General features: G+C 63.3%; 20 protein-coding genes, 1 pseudogene and 1 riboswitch. Of the genes and pseudogenes, 13 read left to right on the top strand and 8 right to left on the bottom strand.

Annotated elements, in window-relative coordinates; translation table 11 throughout:
• Window positions 1-88: 88 nt before the first annotated feature.
• From MU551_RS15270 to MU551_RS15260, 3 genes are read left to right on the top strand one after another with little or no spacing between them, the layout of a single operon-like run.
• The gene (locus tag MU551_RS15270; protein ID WP_247046061.1) at window positions 89-1,117 is read left to right on the top strand and encodes a zinc-dependent alcohol dehydrogenase; all 1,029 of its coding nucleotides are present in this window, start codon (window positions 89-91) and stop codon (window positions 1,115-1,117) included.
• Between the two features lie 2 nt (window positions 1,118-1,119).
• Window positions 1,120-1,518: a 6-pyruvoyl trahydropterin synthase family protein gene (locus MU551_RS15265; protein ID WP_247046059.1), complete on the top strand. Its 399-nt coding sequence runs from the start codon at window positions 1,120-1,122 to the stop codon at window positions 1,516-1,518.
• A gap of 5 nt (window positions 1,519-1,523) precedes the next feature.
• Window positions 1,524-2,651, top strand: coding sequence for a glycosyltransferase family 4 protein (locus MU551_RS15260; protein ID WP_247046057.1), 1,128 nt, complete (start codon window positions 1,524-1,526; stop codon window positions 2,649-2,651).
• Window positions 2,652-2,671: 20 nt separating this feature from the next.
• On the opposite strand, the gene MU551_RS15255 is transcribed toward MU551_RS15260, so the two are convergent.
• The gene (locus MU551_RS15255; protein ID WP_247046055.1) at window positions 2,672-3,175 is read right to left on the bottom strand and encodes a nucleoside deaminase; all 504 of its coding nucleotides are present in this window, start codon (window positions 3,173-3,175) and stop codon (window positions 2,672-2,674) included.
• A 59-nt stretch (window positions 3,176-3,234) separates the two neighbouring features.
• Here MU551_RS15255 and MU551_RS15250 point away from each other — a divergent pair, with 59 nt between their 5' ends.
• The 3 genes from MU551_RS15250 to MU551_RS15240 are packed head-to-tail and all read left to right on the top strand — an operon-like array spanning window position 3,235 to window position 5,387.
• Complete coding sequence (locus MU551_RS15250) at window positions 3,235-4,065, top strand: phosphatase PAP2 family protein (protein ID WP_247046053.1); 831 nt, start codon at window positions 3,235-3,237, stop codon at window positions 4,063-4,065.
• A 13-nt stretch (window positions 4,066-4,078) separates the two neighbouring features.
• Window positions 4,079-4,714 (top strand): uracil phosphoribosyltransferase, encoded by a 636-nt coding sequence (gene upp, locus MU551_RS15245; RefSeq protein ID WP_247046051.1) that lies wholly within the window; start codon window positions 4,079-4,081, stop codon window positions 4,712-4,714.
• Between the two features lie 4 nt (window positions 4,715-4,718).
• Window positions 4,719-5,387: an HAD-IA family hydrolase gene (locus MU551_RS15240; protein WP_247046049.1), complete on the top strand. Its 669-nt coding sequence runs from the start codon at window positions 4,719-4,721 to the stop codon at window positions 5,385-5,387.
• Here MU551_RS15240 and MU551_RS15235 read toward each other — a convergent pair.
• The 4 genes from MU551_RS15235 to MU551_RS15220 form a co-directional block, all read right to left on the bottom strand.
• Window positions 5,368-5,811 (bottom strand): YdeI/OmpD-associated family protein, encoded by a 444-nt coding sequence (locus MU551_RS15235; protein WP_247046048.1) that lies wholly within the window; start codon window positions 5,809-5,811, stop codon window positions 5,368-5,370. The genes MU551_RS15240 and MU551_RS15235 overlap by 20 nt on opposite strands.
• Window positions 5,812-5,861: 50 nt before the next feature.
• Window positions 5,862-6,602 carry an aggregation-promoting factor C-terminal-like domain-containing protein gene (locus MU551_RS15230; protein WP_247046046.1) on the bottom strand — a complete coding sequence of 247 codons (741 nt, stop codon included), beginning with the start codon at window positions 6,600-6,602 and terminating at the stop codon, window positions 5,862-5,864.
• Window positions 6,602-6,779: riboswitch (cyclic di-AMP (ydaO/yuaA leader) on the bottom strand. Its footprint overlaps the gene before it by 1 nt.
• 87 nt (window positions 6,780-6,866) lie before the next feature.
• Window positions 6,867-8,288: a sensor histidine kinase gene (locus tag MU551_RS15225; RefSeq protein WP_247046043.1), complete on the bottom strand. Its 1,422-nt coding sequence runs from the start codon at window positions 8,286-8,288 to the stop codon at window positions 6,867-6,869.
• A gap of 83 nt (window positions 8,289-8,371) precedes the next feature.
• Entirely contained in the window at window positions 8,372-9,106 is a 735-nt protein-coding gene (locus MU551_RS15220) for a response regulator transcription factor (RefSeq protein WP_247046040.1), read from the bottom strand.
• A 615-nt stretch (window positions 9,107-9,721) separates the two neighbouring features.
• On the opposite strand from MU551_RS15220, the gene MU551_RS15215 reads away from it, so the two are divergent.
• The 3 genes and pseudogenes from MU551_RS15215 to MU551_RS15205 all read left to right on the top strand — a co-directional run.
• Complete coding sequence (locus tag MU551_RS15215; protein ID WP_247046038.1) at window positions 9,722-10,594, top strand: winged helix-turn-helix domain-containing protein; 873 nt, start codon at window positions 9,722-9,724, stop codon at window positions 10,592-10,594.
• A 229-nt stretch (window positions 10,595-10,823) separates the two neighbouring features.
• On the top strand, window positions 10,824-11,351 hold the full coding sequence (locus MU551_RS15210) for a SixA phosphatase family protein (RefSeq protein ID WP_247046036.1): 528 nt from the start codon (window positions 10,824-10,826) through the stop codon (window positions 11,349-11,351).
• Between the two features lie 102 nt (window positions 11,352-11,453).
• A pseudogene (locus MU551_RS15205) lies at window positions 11,454-12,467 on the top strand (EamA family transporter); the annotation flags it as partial.
• 637 nt (window positions 12,468-13,104) lie between these two features.
• Here the strand turns inward: MU551_RS15205 and MU551_RS15200 are convergent.
• The 3 genes from MU551_RS15200 to MU551_RS15190 are packed head-to-tail and all read right to left on the bottom strand — an operon-like array spanning window position 13,105 to window position 16,396.
• A complete protein-coding gene (locus MU551_RS15200; protein WP_247046034.1) occupies window positions 13,105-13,722 on the bottom strand; it encodes a TetR/AcrR family transcriptional regulator in 618 nt (205 codons plus the stop codon).
• A complete protein-coding gene (locus MU551_RS15195; protein ID WP_247046032.1) occupies window positions 13,719-15,755 on the bottom strand; it encodes a YhgE/Pip family protein in 2,037 nt (678 codons plus the stop codon). Before MU551_RS15195 ends, MU551_RS15200 begins: the two co-directional genes overlap by 4 nt.
• Window positions 15,752-16,396: a sugar ABC transporter ATP-binding protein gene (locus tag MU551_RS15190; protein ID WP_247046030.1), complete on the bottom strand. Its 645-nt coding sequence runs from the start codon at window positions 16,394-16,396 to the stop codon at window positions 15,752-15,754. Before MU551_RS15190 ends, MU551_RS15195 begins: the two co-directional genes overlap by 4 nt.
• 168 nt (window positions 16,397-16,564) lie before the next feature.
• On the opposite strand from MU551_RS15190, the gene MU551_RS15185 reads away from it, so the two are divergent.
• From MU551_RS15185 to MU551_RS15170, 4 genes are all read left to right on the top strand, one after another.
• Entirely contained in the window at window positions 16,565-17,371 is an 807-nt protein-coding gene (locus MU551_RS15185; protein ID WP_247046028.1) for a hypothetical protein, read from the top strand.
• A gap of 444 nt (window positions 17,372-17,815) precedes the next feature.
• Window positions 17,816-18,196 carry a hypothetical protein gene (locus MU551_RS15180; RefSeq protein WP_247046026.1) on the top strand — a complete coding sequence of 127 codons (381 nt, stop codon included), beginning with the start codon at window positions 17,816-17,818 and terminating at the stop codon, window positions 18,194-18,196.
• Window positions 18,197-18,468: 272 nt separating this feature from the next.
• Entirely contained in the window at window positions 18,469-19,296 is an 828-nt protein-coding gene (locus MU551_RS15175; protein WP_247046024.1) for an LPXTG cell wall anchor domain-containing protein, read from the top strand.
• On the top strand, window positions 19,293-25,994 hold the full coding sequence (locus MU551_RS15170) for an RHS repeat-associated core domain-containing protein (RefSeq protein WP_247046022.1): 6,702 nt from the start codon (window positions 19,293-19,295) through the stop codon (window positions 25,992-25,994). Before MU551_RS15175 ends, MU551_RS15170 begins: the two co-directional genes overlap by 4 nt.
• Window positions 25,995-26,077 lie beyond the last annotated feature (83 nt).

The following is a 26,077-nucleotide window of genomic DNA, read 5'->3' as shown; positions in this document are numbered from 1 at the left end:
AGCAGGGCGCCCATCCCCAAAACGGCGGCACGCGCAAGAGCCAAGGTGCTTCCCCGGGTGAGCCAGCGAGACTACATTCGTAAGCAAGATGATCAATTCAGAGCAGCCGCAAAAAGCCACCGCATATTGGACCGTCGGCCCGCGCAAGGGGGAACTCCGGGCGGAGGACCTTCCGAACCTGGCAGAGGGAGAGGCTCTGGTGCGGACCCTTTATTCCGGCATCAGCAAGGGCACGGAAATGGTGGTGCACTCCGCGAGAGTACCGGAATGCATCGAAGACCGGATGGCCGCACCCCATCAGGTAGGACATTTTCCTTCACCCGTGAAATTCGGCTACCTGTCCGTTGGCGTGGTGGAAAGGGGCCCGACGGAGCTGGAAGGCCAGACCGTTTTTTGCCTCTATCCGCATCAGGACCGCTACGTAGTCCCCGCCCACGAGCTCACCGTCGTTCCGGACAACGTCCCTCCGCAGAGGGCCGTGCTGACAGGCACCGTGGAAACGGCGGTCAACGCTTTGTGGGAGGCAGGGCCGAGGCTGGGGGACCGGATCGCCGTCGTCGGTGCCGGGCTCGTGGGCGGCATGGTGGCCATACTCCTGCGGAACTTTCCGCTCCAGCGGCTGCAGATCATCGACGTCGACCCCTCCAAGCGTGGGTTCGCCGCCGCCCTCGAGGTGGATTTCAGCCTTCCGGACGACGCCCTCGGAGACTGCGACATCGTGTTCCACTGTTCCGCCTCGCAGGACGGACTTGAGCACTGCCTGAAGTTGGCAGGCGACGAGGGCGAAATCATCGAGATGTCCTGGTACGCGGACCGAAAAGTTTCAGTTCCCTTGGGCGAAGACTTCCACGCCCGACGCTTGTCCATCCGCGCCAGCCAGGTAGGCGTCGTGGCCCGCTCCCGCCGTCACCGTCGCAGTACCTCCGACCGTCTGGAGCTCGCCGTCTCACTGCTCAGTGACCCCGTTTTTGATCATTTCCTGACAGGAACGTCCGGCTTTGAAGACCTTCCCGGGGTGGTGAACAGGCTTTCAGAAGGAACCCTGGACGCCCTGTGTCACGTCATCGACTACTCGCACGCGCCAACCGAAAACAAGACCACCGAAAGCAAGAGGTAACTGTGTTCAGCCTGACCGTCCGCAATCATTTCATGATCGCCCACAGCCTCCCGGGAGAGGTGTTCGGGCCCGCGCAGGGGCTCCACGGAGCCACCTTCGTCGCAGAGGTGACGTTCCGCCGTCGGAAGCTCAATGAAAATGCGATTGTCCTGGACATTGGTGAGGCGGGCGACGTCGTCGGTGGGGTACTGGACGGGCTGAACTACCGGAACCTCGACGAGCACCCGGACTTTGCCGGCGAACTGAGCACCACCGAGGCACTGGCCCAATACATAGCCGACGCCGTGGCCGCCCGGGTCCGTGACGGTGTGGACGGCCGGGAACTTGCCGGCATCGATGTGACCCTGCGAGAAACGCCTGATGCGTGGGCAACGTACTCCCTGGACTTCGAGGCGGAATAGCTCCTGTGTCCACTCCCCAGCCCGCGGTCTCTGCCAAGTCCACGAGACGGATCCAGCTGGTGGTGCCCGGGAACGTGCTCCATAACTCGGGTGGCAACGTCTACAACGCAGCGCTCACCACAAAGCTGATCGCCCTGGGGGCACAGGTGAATACCTACCGGGCCGACGGCGAGTGGCCAATCGGCAGCGAGGAGGACCGACGGCGGTTCGGCTCGCTGCTGTCTGAACTGGCCAGCACGGACCCGACGGCGGTAACCATCGTCGATGGCCTGGTTGCCTCCGGAGCGCCGGAGGAAATGGAGCAGGCCGCAGCCGAGGGCCGGCCCGCATGGGTACTGCTGCACATGCCGCTGGAGACGCCCATAGGGGAGGGGCCCGCATTGGAACGCCGTGCCCTTGCGGCCGCTTCGGGAGTGATGTCCACAAGTTCTTCTGTCGCCGCCCTGGTGAAGGAACGGCATGGGATCGACGGCGTGACTCCAGCCCTGCCCGGTACGGATCCGGCCCCGCTGGCTGTGGGTTCCACCCCGCCCCATTTCATTGCCGTTGCCGCCTTGCTGCCCAACAAGGACCAGTTGATACTGCTGGGCGCCCTTGCCGGGGTGATGGACCTGCCGTGGACCGCCTCGCTGATCGGCTCGGATTCGGCGGACGAAGCGTACGCGCGCGAGGTGAGTGCCGCCGTCGAACGCCTTGGCCTTGGTTCACGCGTGCGGCTGGCGGGGGAGTTGGGCGGTGAGGAGTTCGACGCCGAATGGAAGGCCGCAGACCTGAGCCTCCTGGTCTCCCGTGCGGAAGCTTACGGACTGGTGGTCCCTGAATCCCTCGCCCACGGGCTCCCGGTCATAGTCCGGGCCGGGACGGGCGCGGTGGAGGCGCTGCACGCCGGATCAGGGCAGCGGAGCTACGAGGAATCCGGGGGCCAAGGAGAGTACGGAACCCTCCCGGGCACCGCCGTCGAGCTCGACACCGATCCCGCGCCCCTGGCCGATGTTCTCCGGAACTGGTTGACGGATCCTGGCCTCCGCACACAATGGCGGACGGCGGCGATGACGGTAAGGGAACGGCTTCCCGGTTGGGAGGACACCGCGCGGACGGTGCTGGTGACGCTGTACGGAAACGCAGATCTATGAACGTCCCAGCCGCCAAAAAGTCAGACACCCCGGTGCTGTGCGAAAAATCCACGGAGCAGTGCGGCACATTCGTGCTCCCGGACGCCGGCGTAGACCTCCACCCAATGGTTGAGCCGGCGCTCGCGGAGGACATCGAACACGGAACCGGCGGCTCCCGCTTTTTCATCCCAGGCCCCGAACACCACCCGGGGGATGCGGGACAGCACAATTGCTCCGGCGCACATGGCACACGGCTCAAGCGTCACCACCAGAGTGCAATCCTCCAACCGCCAGCCGTCGTCGACCCCGCCATCCAGCGCCCGCAGCGTGCGAAGTCGCGCCGCTGCTTCCCTGATGGCCACCATCTCGGCATGCGCAGTGGGGTCGCCGAGCGCCTCACGCTCGTTGCGGCCGGAACCCAGAACCGTCCCGTCAGGACCGATGACGACGGCGCCGATCGGCACGTCCTCAGTGGCCAGCGCCAGCCGGGCCTCAGTCAGGGCAAGGCCCATCCACTCAGCATGGCGCGGCTCCGGGGAAGTCATGGCTCAATGATAGTTTCGATGGTAAGCAGCCTTGTAAGCAGAAAAAACGGGGAGGCATCATGAAACCCTTGACTGACCGAGTCCTGAAAACAGTGGTCGATCGATATGGGCTCTGGGTGGCTCCGTATGCGGCTCTGTGGCTCACCCTCCTGATCGGCGGCGCCATGATCGTAACGCTGGCCCTCCTGGGGGCAGAAGTGTACGAGGACGTCGTGGATGAAAGCGGTGTGGCGGGCCTGGATCAGCCTGCGCTCGCCTTTGCTAAACAGATCCGCAGTCCCGCAATGAATGAGGCGATGACAGCCTTCACCAATATCGGTGGAAGTATCGGCATGCCGATTCTGGCCAGCTTCCTGACGGCCTGGCTGACTTTTACCACCAGGACCTGGCGTCCGATTATCCTCGTCGCCGGCGCCGCAGCGGTCTCCATTACAGCCACGAACGTGGGCAAGCGACTGTTTGGCCGGACGCGTCCGGACCATGTCGACGCCGTCGCCCCCTACGAGTCGTCCCCTTCCTTCCCCAGCGGCCACACCCTGAATACGACAGTGGTGATCGGTGTCCTGGTGTACTTGATGTGCCTGGAGGTGGCCCATGCCTGGATCCGGATTTCCGTGGTGGTGGCAGGCATCCTCTTCGCTGGCGCGATGGGACTGAGCCGGGTGTTCCTGGGCCATCACTGGCTGACAGACGTGATTGCCGCCTGGCTCCTGGGGCTGGCCTGGCTGGGCTTTGTGGTTTTGGCCCATAGGCTTTTCCATCTCACGCGCCGTCGCGAACATGCGGGTCCGGCACCCACTTTTGACCATCCCGCTCACCTCTCGGATTCCGCTCCTGCTGAGTCTGATGGAGTGGTTCGCAGCCAGGGCGGGGACAAGACATCCGGGTGATAGTTTTGACCCCATGCGCACACTCGTCGTGGACCACCCGCTGGTCGCCCACAAGCTCACCGTTCTGCGGGACAAAAAGACCCCTTCGCCGGTTTTCCGGCAGCTCACAGAGGAGCTGGTAACTCTTCTGGCTTACGAAGCCACGCGGGATGTCCGCACCCAGCCCGTGACCATCGAGACACCCGTCAGCACTGCGGTGGGCACCGCCTTCACTAAGCCCACGCCGCTGGTGGTCCCCATCCTCCGCGCCGGTCTTGGCATGCTGGAAGGGATGACCAAGCTGGTTCCGACGGCGGAGGTCGGCTTCCTGGGAATGGCCCGGGACGAGGAAACCCTTGACATCATCACCTATGCGGAACGGCTCCCGGAGAACCTGACGAACCGGCAGATCTTCGTGCTGGACCCCATGCTGGCCACCGGTGGAACACTCCGTGAGGCCATTAAGTTCCTCTTCAAGCGCGGCGCTTCGGATGTCACCTGCATCTGCCTCCTTGCCGCCCCCGAAGGCCTGGCCCGGCTCGAGGAAGAACTCTCGGACGCCAATGTCACTATCGTCCTGGCTTCCATCGACGAAAAACTCAACGACAAGTCCTACATCGTGCCGGGTCTGGGCGATGCTGGCGACAGGTTGTACGGGATCGCCGGATAACCGGATGAGCCTGCCCAACAACACTCTGACCGCCCGGGGTGTCCTGTTTGACATGGACGGCACCCTCGTTGATTCCACCAGCATCGTGGAACGGGTGTGGGGCGAATTCGCCGGGCGCTACGGCCTCGACTTTGCCGAAATCCTGCGGACCTCGCACGGCGTCCAGGCCATCGATACCGTACGGCGTTACGCACCGGCCGGATCCGACATCGAAGCGCTCACCGCGGAGCTCGGGCGGATGGAACTGGTGGAGACGCGCGGGATCGTCCCGGTGCCGGGGGCGGTGGAGCTGCTGGCGAGTCTTCCCGCCGAATCCGTGGCTCTGGTGACATCGGCTTTCCGCAGGCTCGCCGAGGTGAGGATGGCTGCAGCAGGGCTCGCCATCCCCGTCTCTGCCGTCTTCGCCGCTGACGTAACCCGGGGCAAGCCGGACCCGGAGGGTTATCTCCTGGCGGCATCGCTCCTCGGGGTCCACCCGAGCGACGCCCTGGTGTTTGAAGATGCCCCCGCCGGGATTGCGGCCGGTGTAGCGGCGGGCATCCGCACTGTTGCTGTAGGTCCTAACACCGGAGAGCTTCCCGACGGCGTCCTGCACATTACGGACTACTCAGCGGTTTCCGCCGGAGTCCTTCAGGATCCCAGCGGAAAGAACATTATTTCTTTCCGGCTTTAAGGTTCTCCACAGCTTTCGCAACCCGGCGCGAGCGTGTGTCCCCGGGCTTGGCGCTCGCGACAGGTTCCACATAACGACGCTGCGCGCTGTAGTTCAGGGCCGCATAAAAAGCCTGCGCTTCAGGTTCAGCGGCGAGCGCCGCAGCCAGATCATCGGGGAGCTCGACGACGCGTGGTTGGGTATCGAGCTCCAGCCCGACTTCCACCGTGTCCCCGGCTGCAGCCCCGGTCAACTCGCGGTTAGCGGCGCTCAGACCGACCATGAATTGCCCACCCATGACGGCGATGCTGCTGCGGTAGCTCTTACCGTTGACTGTTACCAGAACTGGCGGACGCTTGCCCGCCCCGAGCGCCTCCACGATTTCGGCAGGTACCACAATTCCGGCTGTGTTGCCGCTGCCCATGATGGTGGTGGTGAACTTCATGGTCACAGTATGCCGTGGGGAACACCCGGGCGCACCAGGGCGAAGTCGGTTTAGTACCAGTTGTTCGCGTAGTGGAAGTTCAAGGCGCCGCAGGGGGAGCCGTAGCGTTCCTTGATGTAGTTGAGGCCCCAGTTGATCTGGGTGCGGAAGTTGGTCACGTAGTCAGCACCCGCCGTCGCCATCTTCTCAGCGGGAAGGGACTGCACGATTCCGTAGGCGCCGCTGCTGGGGTTGGTGGCAGTGGTCTTCCACTCCGATTCCTTGGTCCACAGTGTCATGAGGCACTGCATCTGGTCCGGGGCCCAACCATAGCTGGCAAGCTGACCCGCAGCATAAGCCTGGGCGGCCGCAGGATCGTCAACGGCAACAGGTGCCGGAGCGGGCTCGGGAGCCGGAGCAGGAGCCGGAGCAGGTGGCGGGGCAGGAGCTGCCTGTGGTTCCACCGGTGCCTGCGAAGGAGCAGCCTGCGCCTTAACCAGGGACTTCTCGAAGTCGATTCGTGACTCGGCGTTGGCTGTGGTGGGAGCTTGGGCCGTGGGAGCTGCTTCCGGTATGGCCGGCTCGGAGGCCTGCCCGGCGGCGCCCACGCCAATCAATACGGCACAGGCTGAAGCGACGACAGCCAGACGATAGCCGTTGCCACCCAGTGCTGAGCTGACCCGGGAGAGGGAGAAGGGGGTTTTCGAGCTTTCCGCGCGGTGCCTTGAAATCCCGTGTTGCGAGGGCTGATCCGGTGCATTCTTGGGCTCCGGATTGTGATCAGGGCGCGTTTGTACCAAGGGTTCAGTCATGATTGCCTCTCAACGCCTACGGAGTTAGCTGTCGGGTTCGGATGAGGTCATCCGGCCGCACGGAAAATCACGTGTCGGCTTCACCCCAAGGGCGGAATGCTGAACAAATGCCCGGAGACTCTGGGTCCCCCGTCTCTGCCTGGTCATGCGGTATCCGGGAAGCGGCAGAGTTTGGCGTCCAACCGGAAATGCGGCCAGAACGGTAGCCGCACCCCAACGACGCTACAGGAGTTGAGGGATTAAGTCACATTTTGGTAACAGAGATCACGACGACGGCGCGGTGAGTTGCGCTGGAAATCTGAGCAAGAACCGGGTGAAGCCCGGGCGGGAAGTGACCTCAACGCTGCCTCCGTGAACCTCCATGATCGATTGGACTATGGATAATCCGAGGCCGCTGGATCCCTCATTTTCAGGGTTGCTTCCAGGGTGGGTAATGGCTCTCGAGGCATCCGCACGGGTAAAACGGGTGAACACCTTGTCAATGAATCCCGGATCGATGCCGGGACCATCGTCGGTAACGGAAATAATGACGATCCCTTCCTGGGGCTCCGCCACACCAGCCACCACAGTGGTTCCCGGCGGTGTGTGCTTCCTGGCGTTGGAAAGCAGGTTCGTCAGGACCTGGCGCAATCCCGAGGCGTCGCCGCGGACCATGACGGCATCTCCTGGCAGTTCCAGCTTCCACTTTCGGTCGGGCGCCATCACCCGCTCGTCGCTGACCGTTTCGACCACCAGCTGGGTAAGATCCACGTCCGCGAGTCGCAGCTGCTGCCCTTCATCAATGCGGGCAAGCATGAGCAGGTCCTCCACCAGGGCAGTCATCCGCTCGGACTGACTCTGCACCCTTGAGAGAGATTTCGTCCCGTCGGGAGTCAGGTTTTCCGTCATTCGCATCAGCTCGGTGTAGCCGCGGATTGCAGTGAGAGGGGTCCGCAGTTCGTGGGACGCGTCTGCCACAAACTGCCTGACCTTGGTCTCGCTCCGTTGCCGGGACTCAAGCGCCCGGGAGACGTTGTCCAGCATGAGGTTCAAAGCGTGGCCAACCCTGCCCACTTCAGTTCCGGGATGAGCGCTCGACGGCGGGACCCGCACGGCGAGCGCCACTTCGCCGGCGTCGAGGGGTAACCGGGAGACCTGGGTGGCCACATCGGACAACTGCTCAAGGGGCTTCAGGTTACGGCGGATCATGGCTGTTCCTGCCAGGCCGATCAACACTATTCCGGCGAGCGACCCCACCCCCATGGTCCACACCAGGGAATTTAGCGTGCTCTCCTTTCCAGCTATGGGAAGGCCGGTTATCGCGACATCTCCGGACCGCGTCTGGACCGCGAGCAGCCGATAGTCCCCGTCTGCCAAAGTCCTGGTAACGGGAGTGCCATCGGCTGGCACGTCGAGCAGAACATGGTTGTCGTCAGGAGAGAGCGCGGCCCTGCTGGTGTCCGACGCAAGGAATCCGGCACTGCTGACCTGGCCATTCTGGATCCGCGCGAAGACGGTGCCCACCCCTTGTCCGGGGAGGTCCAGGGGGTCGGGCCCATTGGGGGTACCGAATGGCGCCCTGCCGACTTTGACAGCGTTTTTCGAGGCGAGCTTGAGATTGTCGTCCAACTGCCCAATGAGGAACGAGTTCATGGAGGTGTAGCTGACAAGTCCGGTCGCCCCGCAAATAGCAACGAGGAGAGCCATCGAAAGCAGGACGAGCCGGGTGCGCAGATGCCACGTTGACGGCTGGCGCCAGTTTCGGGGGAAGGTGGCCGGCGGCAACTTGGTCAGACCGCAGGCTTGATGACGTAACCCGCACCGCGCATTGTGTGGATCATTGGGGGCAGTGTGGCGTCAACTTTCTTCCGCAGGTAGGAAATATAGAGTTCCACAATGTTGGCTTGGCCGCCGAAATCGTAGTTCCAGACGTTGTCCAGGATCTGTGACTTGCTGACAACACGTTTGGCGTTTTCCATCAGGTAGCGCAGCACCTCGAATTCGGTAGCGGTCAACTGCAGGTCTTCGCCTCTCCGGGTAACTTCGCGGGTGTCCAGGTTGAGCAGGAGATCACCCACGGCCAACTCGGCAGTGTCCATGGCTGCAACGCCTGAACGCTGAACCAGCCGGTGAAGGCGCAAAAGGACCTCCTCCATGCTGAACGGCTTGGTCACGTAGTCGTCCCCGCCTGCCGCCAAGCCCGTAATACGGTCCTGCACATCGTCCTTGGCCGTCAGGAACAGTGCCGGAACTCCGGGCGCAAAGGTGCGTATGCGCTTCAACAGCTCAACACCATCGAAGCCTGGGAGCATCACATCCAGAATGAGGACATCAGGACGGAAGTCCTTGGCGCGTTTCACCGCTGCCGGCCCGTCCGCTGCTATCGCCACAGACCAGCCCGACATTCTCAAACCCATGCTCATCAGTTCAGAAAGGCTTGGTTCGTCGTCGACCACGAGGGCTCGTATAGGCGAGCCATCGGGATGGGCGAGCTGCGGCAGATTTGTGGTGTGAGGAGCTGGCATACCTACAAGTTTTTGCCTTGGAGAATTGCCTGTGCTGTGGATTCCTGTGGGCAGCCTGTGAGCGTGTTCGGCTTCCCGCATTGCCTAGCAGATACAAATCGAACGAACTCTTCAGGAGGCCATGTAAAGGGGCTGGACATTGACAGCCGTAAGAGGCAGTGTGTTTCGGTATTCCAAAACCAACTGAATAAAACTGCAAAATTTGGTCTAAACAGTGAATTTTCTTCGGAAAAGCTGCTTTCCCGAACGTTCAGACAGAAAAACAAGTGTTATTTTATCCTCGTCGCAGAATGGTGATTAACATCACAAATGGCCGTTTTGTCTCACGATGCGGACGAATCGGTCCATTGTTACTTGCAAGTTGTCATTGTTACGTTGCACACTCTCATTGTGAACAAGAACTCAACAGCACCTGCAGCCGCAGTTTTTCAGACCAGCACATCCGCTGGCTCTGACATGCGCTGTTGTCGAATGCACGCCTGACTTTCCTACCCCGAACAGTTGTTTAGGCATTCGCCCCCAGCCCAGCGTCGGGCGCCCCTCCCCAGTTCTCATTGCGGGGGAAATCGAGCATTCGAGCCGCGATGACGGCCATTCACATTGAGGTAAGCATTCATGTCAGTTGCATCTGGATACGTCCACATCTCCGTCCGTAACGCCAACAAGAGCGCTCCGCCCGCCGGTGTCCGCCCAGGTTTTGGTGGCCGCCCTGCATTGGCTCCCGCGGCTCCCGGCAGCAGTTACGCCGCGCCCGGCTTCGTCCCGCAGGGTTACAACCCCAACTCATACGGCCAGCTCCGCGCCGTTTCCCCGGTTGAGTCGGCGCCTGCCACGGCCCCAACCCCTGTTATCGCTCCGGCCATCGGCTCCGCGGTCCGCCCTGTTCCGAATGAGAACGTTGCCCGCGGATTTGTGCTGTACATGGGAATTGACGAGGAAACTGCCGCCGCCTCCGGGACTTCCATCGCCAAGCTCGCCCAGGAAATCCGCGCCTACGCCCAGTCCCTCGTTTCCGGTGCCGAAAGCTACGCCGCCGTTGCGGTAGCGCCGGCTAACGCCCCCGGCTCCGCGCTCGACGTCGTCCGTTCCACTTTCGGTGACCCCACCGTGAACTCCCGGCAGCGTCCCGAAACAGCCCGCACACCCCAGGCCCAGGATCCCCGCCCCTCCGGCGTGTTGATCGACCTGGCCCGCCGGGAAGTCCACCTCGACGGCGAATCGCTGAACCTGACGTTCAAGGAATTCGAACTGCTGAACTATCTGGTGGAGAACGGCACCCGCACCGTCGGGCGCGACGAACTCCTTGAAGGCCTGTGGCGGAATGCCGAAGAGGTGCCGAACGAGCGCACCATCGACGTGCACATCCGCCGCCTTCGTTCAAAGCTGGGCCGCCTGGCCAACACTGTGCGCACCGTCCGTGGCCAGGGGTACCGCTTCTACGAGCACCCCGAGGTCATTGTCTGGGCCGCTCCGGAATACTCGATCTAGCTCTCACTTCACCACCGCCAGAAGGCGGCACGATCCCTCTGCGCCTGCGCTCGTACCTCCCCACCGTCTCCCTAGCCTCGCAAGCTCGGCCAGGGAACCCTGACGGCGTGGGCCCACGGCGATGCGGCACTACGCAGAATGCCGCTTTCGTGCGTGACTAGTGAGTAGGTGCCTCCGCGGCTGAAGGGTCTGGGCGGCGGGGTGGGTTGTCCCCGCTAGGCTTGGGGGCATGAGTGAGCACCATATCAAGCGGCTGGTGATCATGCGCCATGCCAAGGCCGATTGGCCTGGCGGGGTTGCCGATCACGACCGTCCCCTCGAAGAGCGGGGCCACCGGGAGGCGCCGCTGGCCGGTAAGTGGCTGCTCAAACATGATGTGGTTCCCGATTTCATTCTGTGCTCCAGCGCCCTCCGTACCAGGCAGACCTGTACGTGGGTGTGCAGTGAGCTCGGTGACAAAGCGCCCACGCCCAAGCTTGAGGGCGGACTGTACGCAGCGTCGGCCCAGCGGATGCTCACCGTGATCAACCATGTGCCGGACACGGTCACCACACTCATGGTCATTTCGCACATGCCCGGCGTGCAGGACCTTGCGATGCATCTGGCGTCCCGTGACTCTGACCATGATGCCTACATGGATGCCGCAACCAGGTTTCCCACCAGCGGGCTGACCGTCCTGGAGACCGAAAAGTCCTGGGCCGAACTGGATGGGCAGGACGCCCGGCTCACCCACTTCAAGGTGCCGCGGGCACACTAGAAGGAGAAGGGTTTGCCCCTGGATCCTGTCCTGGTGAGGGATCGCCCGAGGGTCCGGATTCACCTGCCGTGAAAATCCGCTTCCAACTGGCACAGTGGGAGCGTGAACATACGTCATAGCGCAATGGCCGTCTTCGTTGCCGTCCTGTGGGGCGTGAATTTCGTTGCGATCGACCTTGGCCTGCACCCTGGGGGCACCGACGACGTGCCCCCGCTGCTGTTCGTGGCGATGCGTTTTGTTCTTGTCGTTCTCCCGTGCATCTTCTTCATCCGCAAACCCGACGTCAGCTGGAAGGTAATCATCGGCGTCGGGCTGTTCATGAGTACGGGGCAATTCGCCCTCCTGTATGTGGGCATGGCGCTGGGCATGCCGGCAGGGTTGGCATCGCTGGTGCTGCAGGCCCAGGTGCTGCTGACAGTGCTGATCGCCGCCGGAGTCCTGGGGGAGCGGCCCACCGGCCGGCAACTGACCGGCGTCGTCCTTGGAGTGGCAGGGCTGGCCGTCGTGGCAGCGGGCCGCAGCATGGTGGCGCCTGTTCTGCCATTCATCGTCGTGCTCGCGGCTGCCCTGTCCTGGGCTGTTGGTAATGTCATTGTGCGGAAGGCGAAGGCGACCTCCGGGCTGGGACTTGTGGTGTGGTCTGGAGCCCTGGCGCCGCTGCCCCTTGCGGGGTTGTCCCTTTTGGTGGACGGGTCCGACGCTGTGACGGGGACACTCATGAATCTCCAGCCCGCCACGGTGCTGAGCGCCATCTACACGGCAGTGTTTGCTTCCCTCGTGGGCTTCGGTATCTGGAACCGGCTGCTCAGTATGTACCCGTCCTCGGCCGTGGTCCCCTTCACGCTCCTTGTCCCGGTAGTGGGCATGAGCACTGCGTGGCTGGTCTTGAACGAAGTTCCGTCGCTGCCGGAAGTGGCTGGAGGAATGCTCCTGCTGGGAGGCGTGGCTACCGCGGTGCTGGGACCGGTGGGACCCTTGATCACCCCTGGGCAGCGCCGATGGCATGCTCAGCGGCGGGACGTCGCCTTCGCAGGTGCTACGCCTTTGGCGGGAGGCTTGGGTTTGGGCGCGGCTGGTGCACGCTTGGATGCCGCCGACGCTTTGGCCGCCGCGGACGATCGGGTTGCTGCGGACGATCGGGTTGCTGCGGATGCTTTGGACGGCGCGGACGATTTGGGCGGTGGTGGTTTGCGCACTGCCGATGCCCTGGGTGCAGCCGAGGAGCTACGCGATCGCGCGGCTGACGGCGAGGCAGGTCGCTTGGCCGACGCTGAGGCGGGTCGCCGGGACGCCGAAACCGGCTTGCGGCGCGAGGCCGACGAGGATTTGCGGGCGGAAGGAAGCCGCTTGCCTGAGGGCCACACTGCTCCGGCAAAGAGCACCAGCAATGTTCCCGAGCCGGATGCCACAGCCAAGTAGAAATAGATGTCCGAATCCTGGGTTGTGACGGCGGTGCCAAACGCCGCAGCATCCTGATTGAAGGCCAGTCCCCACATCCGCAGGAATGCGATCGCGAAGCCGATGAAGAGGCTCGTGCCGATGCCTCCTGCCAGCAACGCCAGGTTTCGCCCGCGGGTGACGACCTGGACCACGGACGCCAGGTAACCCAGCGCCACTGCTCCGAGGAAAGCGAAGAGGACCACTTCTTCGAGCGTGATGGCAGTCAGGATCAGCAGGCCAACGGCCACGAAGGCCGCGCCGATCGCTGTCCTCCCGCTGGTCCCCATGATGCCCATCTTCCCCGAAGGGTGGGTTATTTCAGGACGTAGCCACGCATAATTGCCATGATCGCCGCAATGCTTTGTTCCCTGGTCCGCTCGGGGTGGTACGTCTGCCGATCCAGGCCCACCACAAAGCAGGCGCCGAAAATTGCGGTTTCCAGGCTTCCGCGGGAAATTGACGTGTCCACAGAGTGCTTAGCGGCCACCCTTTCAATCGCCGCCCCGATGACCTCCAGCAAGAGGGTGCGGAGTTCAGCGAAGGTGTTCTGCCAAACACTCGGTGTCCGCCAGTTTTCACTGACCCAGAGCCGGGCAAACGAAGGATACTCTGCCATGAAATCCATAGCTTGGCCGATCATATGTTCCATGGCTTCCAGCGGATCTGCCGAATTGTCCTGGGCGCTAAGAAGCCGTGCCAGCAGAATGTCCACGCCGTGGCGCAGGAGCTGCGCGATGAGATCGGACTTGCTGCCGAAGTTGTAGTAGACCGTCCCTTTCGAAACGCCGGCAGCGGCTGCTATCTCATCCACCGTCACCCCGGCTGCACCACGCTCGCCGATCAGTTCCATTGAAGCCTCGAACAGCTTTTGTTTGGTGGCGTTGGTCCTGCCGGGGCGCAACTTCCGCTCTCCGGCTTCCTGCGTGCTCATACTGCGATCTCCGGCTTCAGCGACTTAAGGGTCCAGAACTTGTGCTTGCGGACCGCCAGTGTGGACAGTACGGCTCCCAGCACAGTGTAGCCAAGGAGGCCCATAACCGTGGGCAGGATCAGGGAGAGGTCGGCCCCGTAGATCAGGTGGCGCATTCCGGTCACCACGTAACCCATGGGCAAGACGTCATGCACCACATGGAGCGGCTGGGGTGTGGTCTGCCAGGGGAACGTGCCGCCGGACGAGACCAGCTGAAGGACCAGCAGGATGAGGACCACCAGCTTTCCCGGGGAGCCGAGCAACGCCACGATGCCCTGGATGAGTGAGCTGAACGCCATGGCGGCCGCCAGCATAAACAGCCACATCAGAACCGGATGGGCAGGGTTCAGGCCCAGCCCGACGTCCACGACCAGGGTGAGCAAACTCGCCTGCAGCACGGAAACCGCCAGGAAAGGCAACCAGCCGCCGACGGCGATTTTCCACGCGGGGGCGTTGGAGGCCAGTGCCCGCTGGGTGATGGGGCGCATTGCCTGGACCAGCATAAAAATGCCGATCCACAAAGCAAGGGTGAGGAAGAACGGAGCCAGGCCCGCACCGTACGAGTTGGCTTTGGCCTGGGAGACGTTGCTTACTGCGACCGGGTCCGCAATGACCTTGGACAGGCTGCTTTTCTGGGAGTCATCAGGATTGGGAATCTGCCCCGCACCTTTAGCAAGCTCATTGGTTAAGGTGCCGGCACCCTCAGCAGCTGTTGCCGCGCCGCTTTCAAGTTTGGTGGCCCCGGAATCGAGCTCCTGTGCTCCCGCTGACACTCGGGCTGATCCGTCCAGCGCGGTCTGCTGTCCCGCCGCAAGGGCAGCTGACCCGGACGCCAGCTGATCGGCTCCTGTTGCTGCCTGGGTGATTCCGCCGGTCAGAGCAGGGGCAGCGGCGGCAAGCTTGGCAGCCCCGTCACTGACGGCGGCAGATCCGTCCGCCAGTTGCTGGATTTGCGCCGCATCCGCCTGAATCTTTGATTTGGCATCAGCTGCCGGGCCGGAAGCCGCGGCAGCATCGAAGTCTGCCAGGACCTTGTCCGCCTGTTCCGGGGTGAGCACACCTGCCTCCACCAATTTGGTGTTGGCAACCGACACACGTTCCCGCAAACTCTGATCCGCTGCACTCAGCTGGCCGACGACGTCCTGGACTTTGGTGTTCAGGGCGGCATTTCCGGCGGCCACCTGCGCCGCACCATCGGCCAGACGTTGGGAATCTGCTGGCAAGGTGGCTGTCTTCTCCTTCAGCTGCTGCAGCCCGCCGTCGAGCTGTCCTGCTCCGGACGCAAGCTGATTGGCGCCGTCGCTGAGTTTTAGCTGCCCGTTGTAGAGCTCGGCTGCCCCCTGACTGAGCTGGCTCGTCCCCGTATGGAGCGTCACCGTCCCGTCGCGGAGCTGGTTCACTCCGCCGGAGAGTTGTCCGGCTCCCGTTGCTGCCTTGGTGATCTGGTTGTGGATGGTACCGAAGCCGGTGAGGAGCTGATTGGCGGTTTCTTCGCCCACTTCCTGGGCAACCGAGGCGTGAACGGCGGTGGTCAGTTTGTCCACGATGGTGCTGAGGAGATAGTTATTGGCATCGTTGGTGGTCACGTTCAGCATGGCCTGATTGGCGGTGTCAAAGCTGCCGGGGGATGTGAGGTTCGCCGAGAAGTCCTTCGGGATCTTCAGGGCGAACGCGTACCTGCCGCTGGCGACGCCCTGTTCGGCTTCATCGCTGCTGCTGACTTTTTGCCAGTTGAAGACATGACCCTTGACCAGGCTTTCGGCCACTTCCTTCCCCGCCTGCAGCTCTGTGCCGTTGCTTGACGTCGCTCCGGTGTCCTCCACCACCAGGGCAGCATCGATCCGGTCAAGATTGCTGTAGGGATCCCAGTTCGCGTAGAGGTAGACCGCGCCATAGAGCAAGGGCACCATGATCAGGGCGAGGAGGGTGAGTTTCGGCAGCAGCCCTCCGGTCATGCGTTTGAGTTCCGAGCGGGCCAGCCGCAGCACAGTCACTTGGAGTTCTCCTTCTCGAGAATATTGTTACCGATGACCGCCGACGGTCCCGTCCAGCCGTCCGGGAGGGCGCTGACAGTGACGACGACGGCGAGTGGCCGCCCGCCGTCGTACGCCAGTTCCTCCAGCCTTGAAAGCCAGCCTCCCGCGTCTGCACTGTGGCGGTCCGGGGAGTCGACCACCAAAAGGTCCGTGTCGGGGTTGGCGAGGGCCAGGGCGGTGAGCAGTTCAACGCGCCGCAGCGGCTGAAGCTGCTCCGTCCACAATTCGGCGATGTCGTCGAAGCGGTTGATCTTCAACCAGGGCTTGCTGAGTAAGGCCCCGCGGTATCGGCGCGGAATCAGGGCCAGATCTTCGGTAACGAGATCACGCACCGTCAGGTGCTGTTCAGGTTCGTTGACACCGGGGGAGTCCACGAGGGCGCTCGTGATCCGGAGTTTCTTCGTTTTGGTGACGCCGTCCCAGCTGACGGAACCCGTCGTTGCCTTCATTCGGGCGCTCAGGCTAAGGGCCAAAGCTGTCCGCTGGTCCTGACGCTCCCCAGTGACGAGCAGGAGTTCACCTCGCCGGCCCTGAAGGGAAGTGGCGGGCAGAAGATCCTCCCTGCGGCCCTGGATACGGAGGTTTTCTACGGAGAGCATGGGGACCTTTCAAGGACGGAATCTGCTCCAAGCCTAACCGAACTGACCAGTCAGTACAAATAAGCTGAAAATGACCCGGCTTGTAACGAATGAGCCTGAGCCGGAAACTGAATGGTCAAGCGGGGCAAGCCACTCCGCTGTCAGTGCGCATCTTGGGGGATCCATAAAATGACATCTAACCGCTTCGGCTTTCTTGGAGCAGTGGCTGTGGCCGGTCTGGCCATCAGCTTTACCCTTTCGGCTTGTGGTCCACAGACGGGGGTGGAAATTGCAGACGCGGGAGATGCGCCTCCCGGCGCGGCCTCCACTGCAGCCGCTGAGCAGACGGTGTCAGCCACCGCCACCCCAACATCTGAACCACCCTTGCTGTCCGCTGCACCTCCGGCAGCCCCGGCTACCGAAGCGCCCGCTCCTGTGGAGCCGGTGGCGCCGGCGGAACCGGCCCAGCCCGCATTGCAATCCTTCACATTCCCCGACGGGCACATCTCCTTCTCCTACCCGGCTGGCTGGACCGTCAGAACCCAGCGCGGACCAGGGCGGGATGGGCCGCCGTGGCAGCCTCTTGAAGCGATCGTTTCTGATTGGACCGGCAATGATCTGCTCGCTGTCTCGAGCGGCGCTGACGGCGTGGGGTGTGCAGCTGGGCCCACCAACCGCACAGTGCTGGACAAAGCAGCCGTTCCCTTAATGCCTGCCACTGACGGCACCACGCCTTGGTTCGGGTTCGCAGTGGAAAACAGCGGAGGTGCGGATTGGTACAGCATGTCGGTCAGGAATTCCAGCAACTTCGACGAGGGGGAAGTATCGTCCGGCTGCGGGTTGCTTGTGATGGCAAACGGAGGCGCTTTTGCACATGTGATCTTCAACGAGCCGCCACAGCCGGCCTTCTCCAGCCGGGAGGCCGCAAAAGCCTGGATGGGCACAGAACAATACGCCCAGCTCAAAGCGCTGCTGATGAGCGTCAGATACTCATGAGCCACATGCCTTGGCTCCGGAGGTGGGGGCACTCTTGCTCTGGGGGCACTCGTGCTGACCGGATGCGCCACTCCTTCCACTTCGAGTGGGGCCCCATATGTCATTTTCAGAAGGTGACTGCACTAATGTCAGAAGTCCTCTGCACTGCGAATTTGTGCCCGATCCCTTACCGCGCTGGGTGAACCGCTGAAGGACGTCCAACGACCCGGCGGTTTCTCAACGACGTCGCCGCAGGATCAATTCGACGGCAAAAACTGATTCCCGTTAGAGCCCGTCGGTCTGGCAGTTCGCCCCCGGGTTACAGAATAATATCGCCCTTGGCCGCCCATGGATTGGGCCGTTCTAAGTCCTCTACGTGAATTCAAGGGTACGATTCGCCGTACGATCATCACTGCATGATGTAGCGGTTTCGTGCTGCCAAAAAAGAGAAAAAGAGGATCTTGAATGGGGACCATCTACGAGACACGCGAATCGTTTCCCGTTCCATTGACCTCAGCGGAGGCACTCCAAATTCTTGTGCAAAACTTGAAGGCCGAGGGCTACAGGCCGCGACATGAAAGCATTGGTGTGACCGTATGCACCGGCTGGAACTTTTTCGTCCGTATGTGGGGAACAATGCTTCCTTGGGGACGTCGGAGTGTCCCGGTTGGAATGACAGTCAATTTTGAAGAGACCACAACGGGCAGCATCGCAAAGGGCCACGCCTATGATCGGCTGGGCTGGTATCTGGATGCAGAAACCAACCCTGTATTTAAAGAGGAATGGCACCGGAAGATGGAGCAATTTACCGAACTCGCCCGCAAGGCTTTGACTACCCAGGCTTAAGGGGGTGACTCCTCAACCTGTCGCCGGCGCTTGTTCGTCTAGCCATCGCCGGTACTGGGTGATAAGAGTGTCGTTGGTCCCGGAATAAGCCTGCCCCCCCTTCTGCTGGGGCGGGAACTGCGTTTGTGGCAGCCACCAACTTTTCGCTTTTGGTAATCGTTTGGAGCAATCCCGTCATGATTCTGTGCCGGGGTGGTTGAGGGGGTGCAGTCGGTTCCCGGTCCGGGGGTGGGTTGCTGTATTGCCCGCCCCGCCGAAAGGTTTCCCCCGTCATGTTCCAGCACGTTCCCGGCTCACCCTTGGCCGCACCGACATCCTCTGCCCGCCGGCCCCTTGCCCGGTTTCGGATGCTGCTGGTTCCAGCCCGGGCGGCACTGATGGTGATGCCAGTCCTGGCTCTTATGCTGGTCTCTTTGGTGTTCGCCCCCGCAGCCTCCGCATCCTCCGCGGCCCTTGCTTCCACCTCCCTTTCGACGGCGGTGCTGGCTGCCCCTGCGGAAGCCGGGGGTCCCTGTGCCGGGGAGGCTGACGCGTCGGCCTGTGACGCTGACGGGGATGCGATTCCTGACACTGTCGAGGTCGTGGTGTGCGGGTCCGGGACCTGCGCGACCGGCCGGGAGGACACCGACACTGACGGGGTGCCGGACTGGACCGAGGTCACCTCCTGCGGAACAACCACCTGCGCCGACCCCACCGTGGACTCTGATGCTGACGGGGTGCCGGATTATGCGGAGAAGCTGGTCTGCGGGTCCGGAACATGCTCGAACGGGCGTGAAGACGCTGATGGGAACGGTGTTGCTGACTGGATCGACTACGTGATCTGCGGGTCCACCGGTTGCGCAACGGGTGAGGAAGATTTTGACGGGAACGGTGTTTCCGATGCCGCGGAGCTCGCAGCGTGCGTGAAGGATCAGGGGTTCCTGGCCTCCACAGGTTTCCAGCTGGGCCTGTTCCTCCTCGCAGGGCTCGTGCTGCTTAGCGGTGGGGCTTTGCTGATGATCCGCAAACGCAACAAAAACAACAACACAAACGACGGCGGATCTGACGACAACGATGCTTCGCCTCTGGTGCCGGGTCTGGTGGCGGGCGGTCAGGTATGAGCCCCCGCCACACCGCACGCCATAAAACCACCAAAACGCGCTCCCCCAATGCCAAGGCTTCCGGAGCCGACGGCGGGTCTGCAGGGTCCTTGGGGGTCCTGCAGCTGACGCGGCTCGGTAACCTCACCAAGGTCGCGAAGTTGTCGGGGTTGGGTTGGGTGCTCGCTTCGGGTGCTGTCGGGGTTGGGGTGTCGTGTGCGTTGGTCGCCTCGACCCTGACTCCTGTATACGCGGCGCCGGTGAATACGGCTGCGGTGTTGCGGGCCGGGACGCTGGCCGCAGCGCAGGAGGCTGCCCGGGCCGCGACTCTGAAGGTCCCGTTTGTGGCACCTACCGTGTTGGACGGGCAGGGCCCGGTCAAGGATCAGGAACCCGTCGGGGACGGGGAAATCAAGCCCGGGCAGGAAAGCGAGATCACAGCCGAAGACGTCGGCGCGCACGTGACCTTCTCCGGCCACGAGATCGACAAAGACCTGAAAGTCGAGGTCAAGGAACTCCAGGACGGGGCGGGCCGGACTGCCGCGGCCGAGACCGGCGGGGTGGCGTTGAACAGTGCGGTGGAGATCACCGCCACCAACCCGGACGGGAAAGACGTCACCTCCTTCCCGGCGGATCCGACCATCCTCGAGACCCCTGACGGCCCCGACGTTGTGACTGCTGTGGACCCTGGTGTTGCGCTGGAGCTGGCGATCGACGAGTCCAGGCTTGGCACGACTGTGGGGAAGATTGATCCGGCGTCGATCCGGATCATGACCCGGGAAACACCTGGCGAGGCCTGGGTGGAGCTGCCCTCCTACTACGACAAGGCCACCGGCAAAGTGAAGGGCGAGTCGGACCACCTGTCCCAGTTCGTGGTCATCGGAACACCCTTCGTTCCCCCCGCCGGCCCAAAGATCGTCCTGGACCCTGACGATGACGTCGCCAACACCGTCGGCCCGAACGGGGCTATGACCGAACTGCCGCAGAATATGCGGCTCGCGAACGACCTGAAGACCATGCTGACGGATGTCTGCAAGGCGGATGTCGCGATCACGAGGGATGCCTCGTTGAGGTTTGTCTCCCCTGAGACGCGGGCTGCTATTGCTGCCGCGCATAACCCGGTCCTGACCGTCACTATCGCCTTTGATGCGTTGAACGCGCGGCCGTGGGGTGTTGAGGTTGATGGCGGGACGAAGGTTTATTCCCGCGGCGGGGCTGAGGATAACGCCGTCACGGGTTCGCTGGTGTCTGTGATGCCCGGTTACACGGGCCGTCCGGCGAAACCCGCGTCCCAAGCCGGGCTGCCTTACCCGGGGTTGTCGTCGTTGCCTGGTGCGTTGACGCACCTGGAAACCCTCTACATTGACCATAACTATGACCGTCCCGTGATTGATAACGGGTTCGCCTCGATCACCAACGGTGTGTTCACCGGGCTGGGTCAGTATCTGCAGACGAAGGGCTTCAACTGCCTGAACCCTGTCACAGGCGGGTGGCCTGCGAAGCCTTCGGCGGCGGAGCTGGCGAAGTGGAAGAACCTGGGTTTCCATAACTTCCAGGCGTATGGGGCTGACCCGGTGTCCTTCACCACCGGGAACCTGATCGAAAAACACACCCTCTTCACCCTCACCGGCCCCGGGAACCAGGCACTTGACCTGTCTTTGGTCTATAACTCCCAGGACGGCCGGCTCTCCCGGGCCGGGGCAGGCGTGTCCTTCGGGGCCGGTGCCCGGGTCCAACGCTTTTCCGACGGGTCAGTCCTTGCCGTCCGCGGCGACGGCGCCTCCTACGTGTTCACCGGCAACGGCGCCGGCGGCTACACCGCCGAGGCAGGAACCCTCAACACATTGACCGAGGCAGCCGGGGGTCCGTTGCAGCTGGCCTCCCCCGACGGGGAAACCTGGCTCTTTGACACCAGTGATGTTGAGGGCATCGGGGAGCTCACCAGGCACACCGACCGGCAAGGAAACACCACCACCCTGACCTACGGCGGCCCTAACGACACCCAACAGTTCCTGCCGCTTGCCTCGATCACGGACGCCGCCGGTCAGACAGTGACTGTCGGCTCCGATGCGTTGGGCAGGATCACGTCCTTCACCCACCCCGACGGCCGGATCTGGGGACTCGCCTACGACGCCGCGGGGAACCTGGCCTCCATCACCGAACCGGACGGCCGCACCCGCGTTTTCACCTATGACGGTGCGCATCAGCTGCTCACCGCCACCGACGCGCTCGGGATCCTGTATTTGAGGAACGAATACGACGCCGCCGGCCGGGTCGCCAAGCAGTGGGACGCCGAAGGCACCGAACGCAGCTTTATCTACGACGACGCGGCGAAGACCACCACCTATGTCGATAACGAGGGCAACAAAACCGTCTACACCCGCGACGATACGTACCGGGTGACGAAGATCCTCGACGCCGCCGGCAGTACGCAGGACTTCAGTTACGACACCAACAACCAGGTCACCTCCTACACCGACCAGAACGGTGTCACCACCGCATACGCCTACGACGGGGCAGGGCACCTCACCCAGACCGTGGCGCGGGAGGGTGATACCCGGTCCTTTACCTACACCCCGGCCGGGGACCTCGCGACCTCCACCGACCTCGGCGGCCCAGATGGTGCGACCCGGACCACGACCCTGGACTACGACCCCCGGGGCCTGCCGGTGACCGTGCACCACCCGGACGGGACCACCACCACCAACACCTTCGATGCGGCCGGGAACCTCGCCAGCTCAACAGATCAGGCGGGGAACACCACCACCTACACCTACGACTCCCGAGGCAACCTCACCACGGCCACCGATCCACTCGGCAGGGTGACGGCGTGGGCGTATGACGCGGCGAACCGGGCGACTTCGGTCACGGACCCGAACGGGAACACCACCGCCTACGCCTGGGATACCGCTGACCGGCTTACCACCCAGACGGACGCCGCCGGCGGCGTCACGACCCTGGGTTATGACGGGAACAACCACCTCGTCTCCTCCACCGACCCCCTCGGGGCCGTCACCACGTATGAGTGGGATGCCCTATGGCGCGTCACGGCTGTGACAGCCCCCGACGGCGGCAGGACCGAATACGCCTATAACCGTGAAGACGAACTGACGAAGGTGACCAACCCGCTCGGGGCCGTGACCGGGTTCGACCTCGACCCGCTCTACCGGGTCACCAAAGCCACCGACCCGCTCGGCGGCGCCTGGGCGAGGACCTACGACCGGGCCGGGAACCTCCTGACCAGCACAGACCCCGAAAACGGGACCACCACCAACACCTACGACCAACAAAACCGGCTCATCACCTCTACGGACCCGACAGGGGCCGTCACCACCACGGCCTACGACACCGTCGGGCGGACCACCACGGTCACCGACCCCGAAGGCGGAACCACCACCGTCGAATACGACGTCATGGACCGGGTCATCCGCACCACCGACGCCTCAGGGAACTCCGCGACCGTGACCTATGACGCCGTGGGGAACCCCGTCACCTCCACCGATCGGCGCCGCCAGGAATGGCTGAGTGCTTTTGATGCGGCCGGGCAGCTCACCACCACAACCGACCCGACCGGCGCCACCAGCACCTACTCCTACGACAGGAACGGGAACCCGGTGACGGGGACGGACCCGCTCGGCCGGACCACCACCGCCGCCTACGACGCCCTCAACCGGCCCGTGACCGTCACGAACCCCGCCGGGGAAGCCACCGCCACGAGCTACGATCCGCTCGGGCGGGTCACCGCATCCACGGACGGTGAAGGGGATGCCTGGGCGAACGCCTATGACATCGCGGGCAGGCTCGCCGAAACCACGGACCCCGACGGCGTCACCACCACCTACGCGTGGGACAAGGCAGGGAACCAGACCGGCATGACCGATGCGAAGGGCACCACGACCGCCTACACCTGGGACCCCGCGCAGCAGCTGACCGCCGTCACCGAAAACCAGGTCTCCGGCGCAGACCCGGGCAACGACACGAACGTCACGACCAGCTACTCCTACACACCTGCCGGGCACCTTGCGACGGTGAAGACCCCGAACGGGAACACCACCACCTTCGCCCACGATCAGGCAGGCCGGACCATCGGGGAAACGAACCCGGCCGGGAACACCTGGACCTACGACTACGACGGACGCGGCCTGCTCACCAAGCAGCAGGACGCTAACGGAAACAGCACTACCAGCACCTACACCCCGACCGGGGACCTCGCCACCACCACCAACGCGGTAGGCGCGACGGTCAGTTACGGGTATGACCCCGAACAGCACCTCATCACCATGGCGGATTCCATCGGCGCATCCGCCTGGGAATACGATGCCAGGGGTGGATTGACATCCCAGACCGACGCGTTGGGGAAGAAGCTCTTCTACGACTACGACGCCGCCGGGCAGCTCACCACCCTGACCCTCCCCGCCGGGAACACCAGCCCCGCGACCACCGGGCCAATAGCCGGTCAACCAACCGCGGACACGGCCGTCGGGATCGGCTACAGCTACGACCTCGCCGGTCGTATCGCCGAACAGAACTCCCCGTGGGGGTCCCTGGACTACACCTACACCAAAGCCGGCCGGACAGACACCATCACAAGGTCCAACGGAGTCACCACCACCAACACCTACACCCCCGCCAACCGGGTCCAGAACATCACCCACACCACCCAAAAACCCGCTAGCGCTGCGGCGGGAGCAGCTGCTGGACCGGAGAAAGCAGCAGCAGCTGCCGCGGCCGTTCCTGCACCCAAGGCACCTGTGTCGAAGGAGGCGAAGGCCTGCACCACCGCCTCCTCCTACCTCAAAGCACGGACCCTGCCCGAAACCGGGGCGACCGGCACCAACTGCATCAAAACAGCCGACTACCTCAACCGCCGCACCCTCCCCACCACACAGGCGGGGATCACCCCCGGTGAAGCGCTGACCCTGGACTACACCTACGACCCCAACGGCAACGTCGCATCCCGCACCCGCACCAACGGCACCACCCCAGCAACCACCGCCACAGCTCCAGTTGGGGTCGGCGGGGCCACGGTGAAGGTTCCGAACGCAGGGCCCTCGAACCCGGCCACCGGGGCCCTCGCCGGGACCACCGACGCCCGGACCTACGCCTACGACCCCCTCAACCGGCTCACCGGCACCACATCCAGCACCGGGGTGGCAAGCACGTACGCCTACGACGCCAACGGCAACCGGACCAACTGGAGCACCACGGACAACCCGTCCACCACCACCGCAGGGGACGCCCTCAACGTCGCAGCCAGCTACAACAACGTTGACCAGCTCACCACCGAGACCCGCACCGGGTCCGGCCCCTCCACAACCTCGTACGCGTATGACCGGAACGGGAACCGCACCAACACCACCGCAGCAGGCGGCCCATCCACCGGCTACACCTACACCCCCGAAAACCAGACAGCCACCATCACCCGACCAGGACTGACAAGCAGCTACGCCTACGACGGGCTCGGCCGGAACCTCACCACCACCGACACCACCGAACATGGCACCCACGAAACGTCCACCGCGTTCAACGGGCTCGAACCCATCCAGAACACCGACACCCACGGCACCGCGAACCTCATCCCCGACAACCTCGGCCGCACCGCCCTCCAAACCGGCACCACCACCGAAGACAGATGGGCGCTCCTGGACAAACTCGGCTCCACCATCGCCCAGGCAACCACCACCACCGATGGCGGCCCCGGAGCGATCACAGAACTCAGTGAGTACACCGACTACGGCGTCCAGGAATACGCCACCACCGGCTGGGACTCAGACCCCAACTACACTGGGCAACCCACCAACACCACCCACACAACCCACCGCTTCCACTCCAGAACCCTCGACCCCGCCACCGGAACCTGGACCGGACAAGACAAATGGCGCGGACTCCTCACCCAACCCCAAACCCTCAACCGCTACAACTACGTCACCAACAACCCCACCACCCTCACCGACTACCACGGCTACTGGGGTATCGACTTTGGCGCCATCGGCCGCGGAATCGGCGACACTTTCAACAATGTCGTCAACTTCGTGGGTGGCGCTGTGCAGGGCTTCATGGACTGGAGCAATGGACTCAGCGAGGGCATCGCTAAGCTTCCCTTCTGGAGTCCCACTCCCGCGCCCAAGATGATCCAAACTCCCACCGGTCCGATGGCCGCACCCCCGCAAGAGTGGTCAGAGGTGGACAGCACCGGGACCGCGTATAGCAACAACTCCGTCACCGGCGGACCAATGAACACCGACTACAACACGCGCTTGCAAGTAACCGTCGGCTACTGGGGCTCGTTCCTACCCGTGGGCAGGGTTTTATCGCCAGCAGAAAGGCTACTCGCTGGGGTAGCGCAACCCGGCGGGAAAGTAGCAGCCACACACATAGCAACCGGTTTCGCAGACAATGCTGTAGGCTCGGCGTACCAAGGAATGCGGTCCCAGGGAGGACACGCCATCCGGCACCTCCGGGATGAAGGGCTCATTGTCAATTCCGGGAGCCTCGCCTCTCAGGTTGCTGAGTTCGAGAGGTTGACGTCACCTATTCTTCGCACCCCTGCCAAGACATTCGATTGGAGGCTCGGCGATACAATGACTCGCGCCTTCATGGGCCAAGCGGGGGGCCGCACCGTCGTAGTCTTCGTAGCAAAAGAAGGCGCCTACGACGGCCGTGTGCTCTCCGCGGTTGTTCCTGACGCTGGTCAGATGCTGCAGTGGGGTGCGCCATGAGCGGGCTCACCGATGCTATTTCGTGGTCCGGCAGCAACGTCGCCCTTATTCTCTTTGTCGTGTTCCCTGAGCATACGAAGCCC

Source organism: Arthrobacter rhizosphaerae (assembly GCF_023062595.1).
Lineage (GTDB): Bacteria > Actinomycetota > Actinomycetes > Actinomycetales > Micrococcaceae > Arthrobacter > Arthrobacter rhizosphaerae.
This window is presented reverse-complemented; position numbering and strand designations above follow the sequence as displayed.

Coding starts and splice junctions, on each gene's coding strand:
- MU551_RS15250 (WP_247046053.1), top strand. CDS start 3,235: ATGAAACCCTTGACTGACCGAGTCCTGAAAACAGTGGTCGATCGATAT.
- MU551_RS15215 (WP_247046038.1), top strand. CDS start 9,722: ATGTCAGTTGCATCTGGATACGTCCACATCTCCGTCCGTAACGCCAAC.
- MU551_RS15190 (WP_247046030.1), bottom strand. CDS start 16,396: ATGCTCTCCGTAGAAAACCTCCGTATCCAGGGCCGCAGGGAGGATCTT.
- MU551_RS15270 (WP_247046061.1), top strand. CDS start 89: ATGATCAATTCAGAGCAGCCGCAAAAAGCCACCGCATATTGGACCGTC.
- MU551_RS15185 (WP_247046028.1), top strand. CDS start 16,565: ATGACATCTAACCGCTTCGGCTTTCTTGGAGCAGTGGCTGTGGCCGGT.
- MU551_RS15225 (WP_247046043.1), bottom strand. CDS start 8,288: ATGGCTCTCCTCGTTGCTATTTGCGGGGCGACCGGACTTGTCAGCTAC.
- MU551_RS15255 (WP_247046055.1), bottom strand. CDS start 3,175: ATGACTTCCCCGGAGCCGCGCCATGCTGAGTGGATGGGCCTTGCCCTG.
- MU551_RS15175 (WP_247046024.1), top strand. CDS start 18,469: ATGTTCCAGCACGTTCCCGGCTCACCCTTGGCCGCACCGACATCCTCT.
- MU551_RS15230 (WP_247046046.1), bottom strand. CDS start 6,602: ATGACTGAACCCTTGGTACAAACGCGCCCTGATCACAATCCGGAGCCC.
- MU551_RS15235 (WP_247046048.1), bottom strand. CDS start 5,811: ATGAAGTTCACCACCACCATCATGGGCAGCGGCAACACAGCCGGAATT.
- MU551_RS15220 (WP_247046040.1), bottom strand. CDS start 9,106: ATGCCAGCTCCTCACACCACAAATCTGCCGCAGCTCGCCCATCCCGAT.
- MU551_RS15240 (WP_247046049.1), top strand. CDS start 4,719: ATGAGCCTGCCCAACAACACTCTGACCGCCCGGGGTGTCCTGTTTGAC.
- MU551_RS15180 (WP_247046026.1), top strand. CDS start 17,816: ATGGGGACCATCTACGAGACACGCGAATCGTTTCCCGTTCCATTGACC.
- MU551_RS15170 (WP_247046022.1), top strand. CDS start 19,293: ATGAGCCCCCGCCACACCGCACGCCATAAAACCACCAAAACGCGCTCC.
- MU551_RS15210 (WP_247046036.1), top strand. CDS start 10,824: ATGAGTGAGCACCATATCAAGCGGCTGGTGATCATGCGCCATGCCAAG.
- upp (WP_247046051.1), top strand. CDS start 4,079: ATGCGCACACTCGTCGTGGACCACCCGCTGGTCGCCCACAAGCTCACC.
- MU551_RS15200 (WP_247046034.1), bottom strand. CDS start 13,722: ATGAGCACGCAGGAAGCCGGAGAGCGGAAGTTGCGCCCCGGCAGGACC.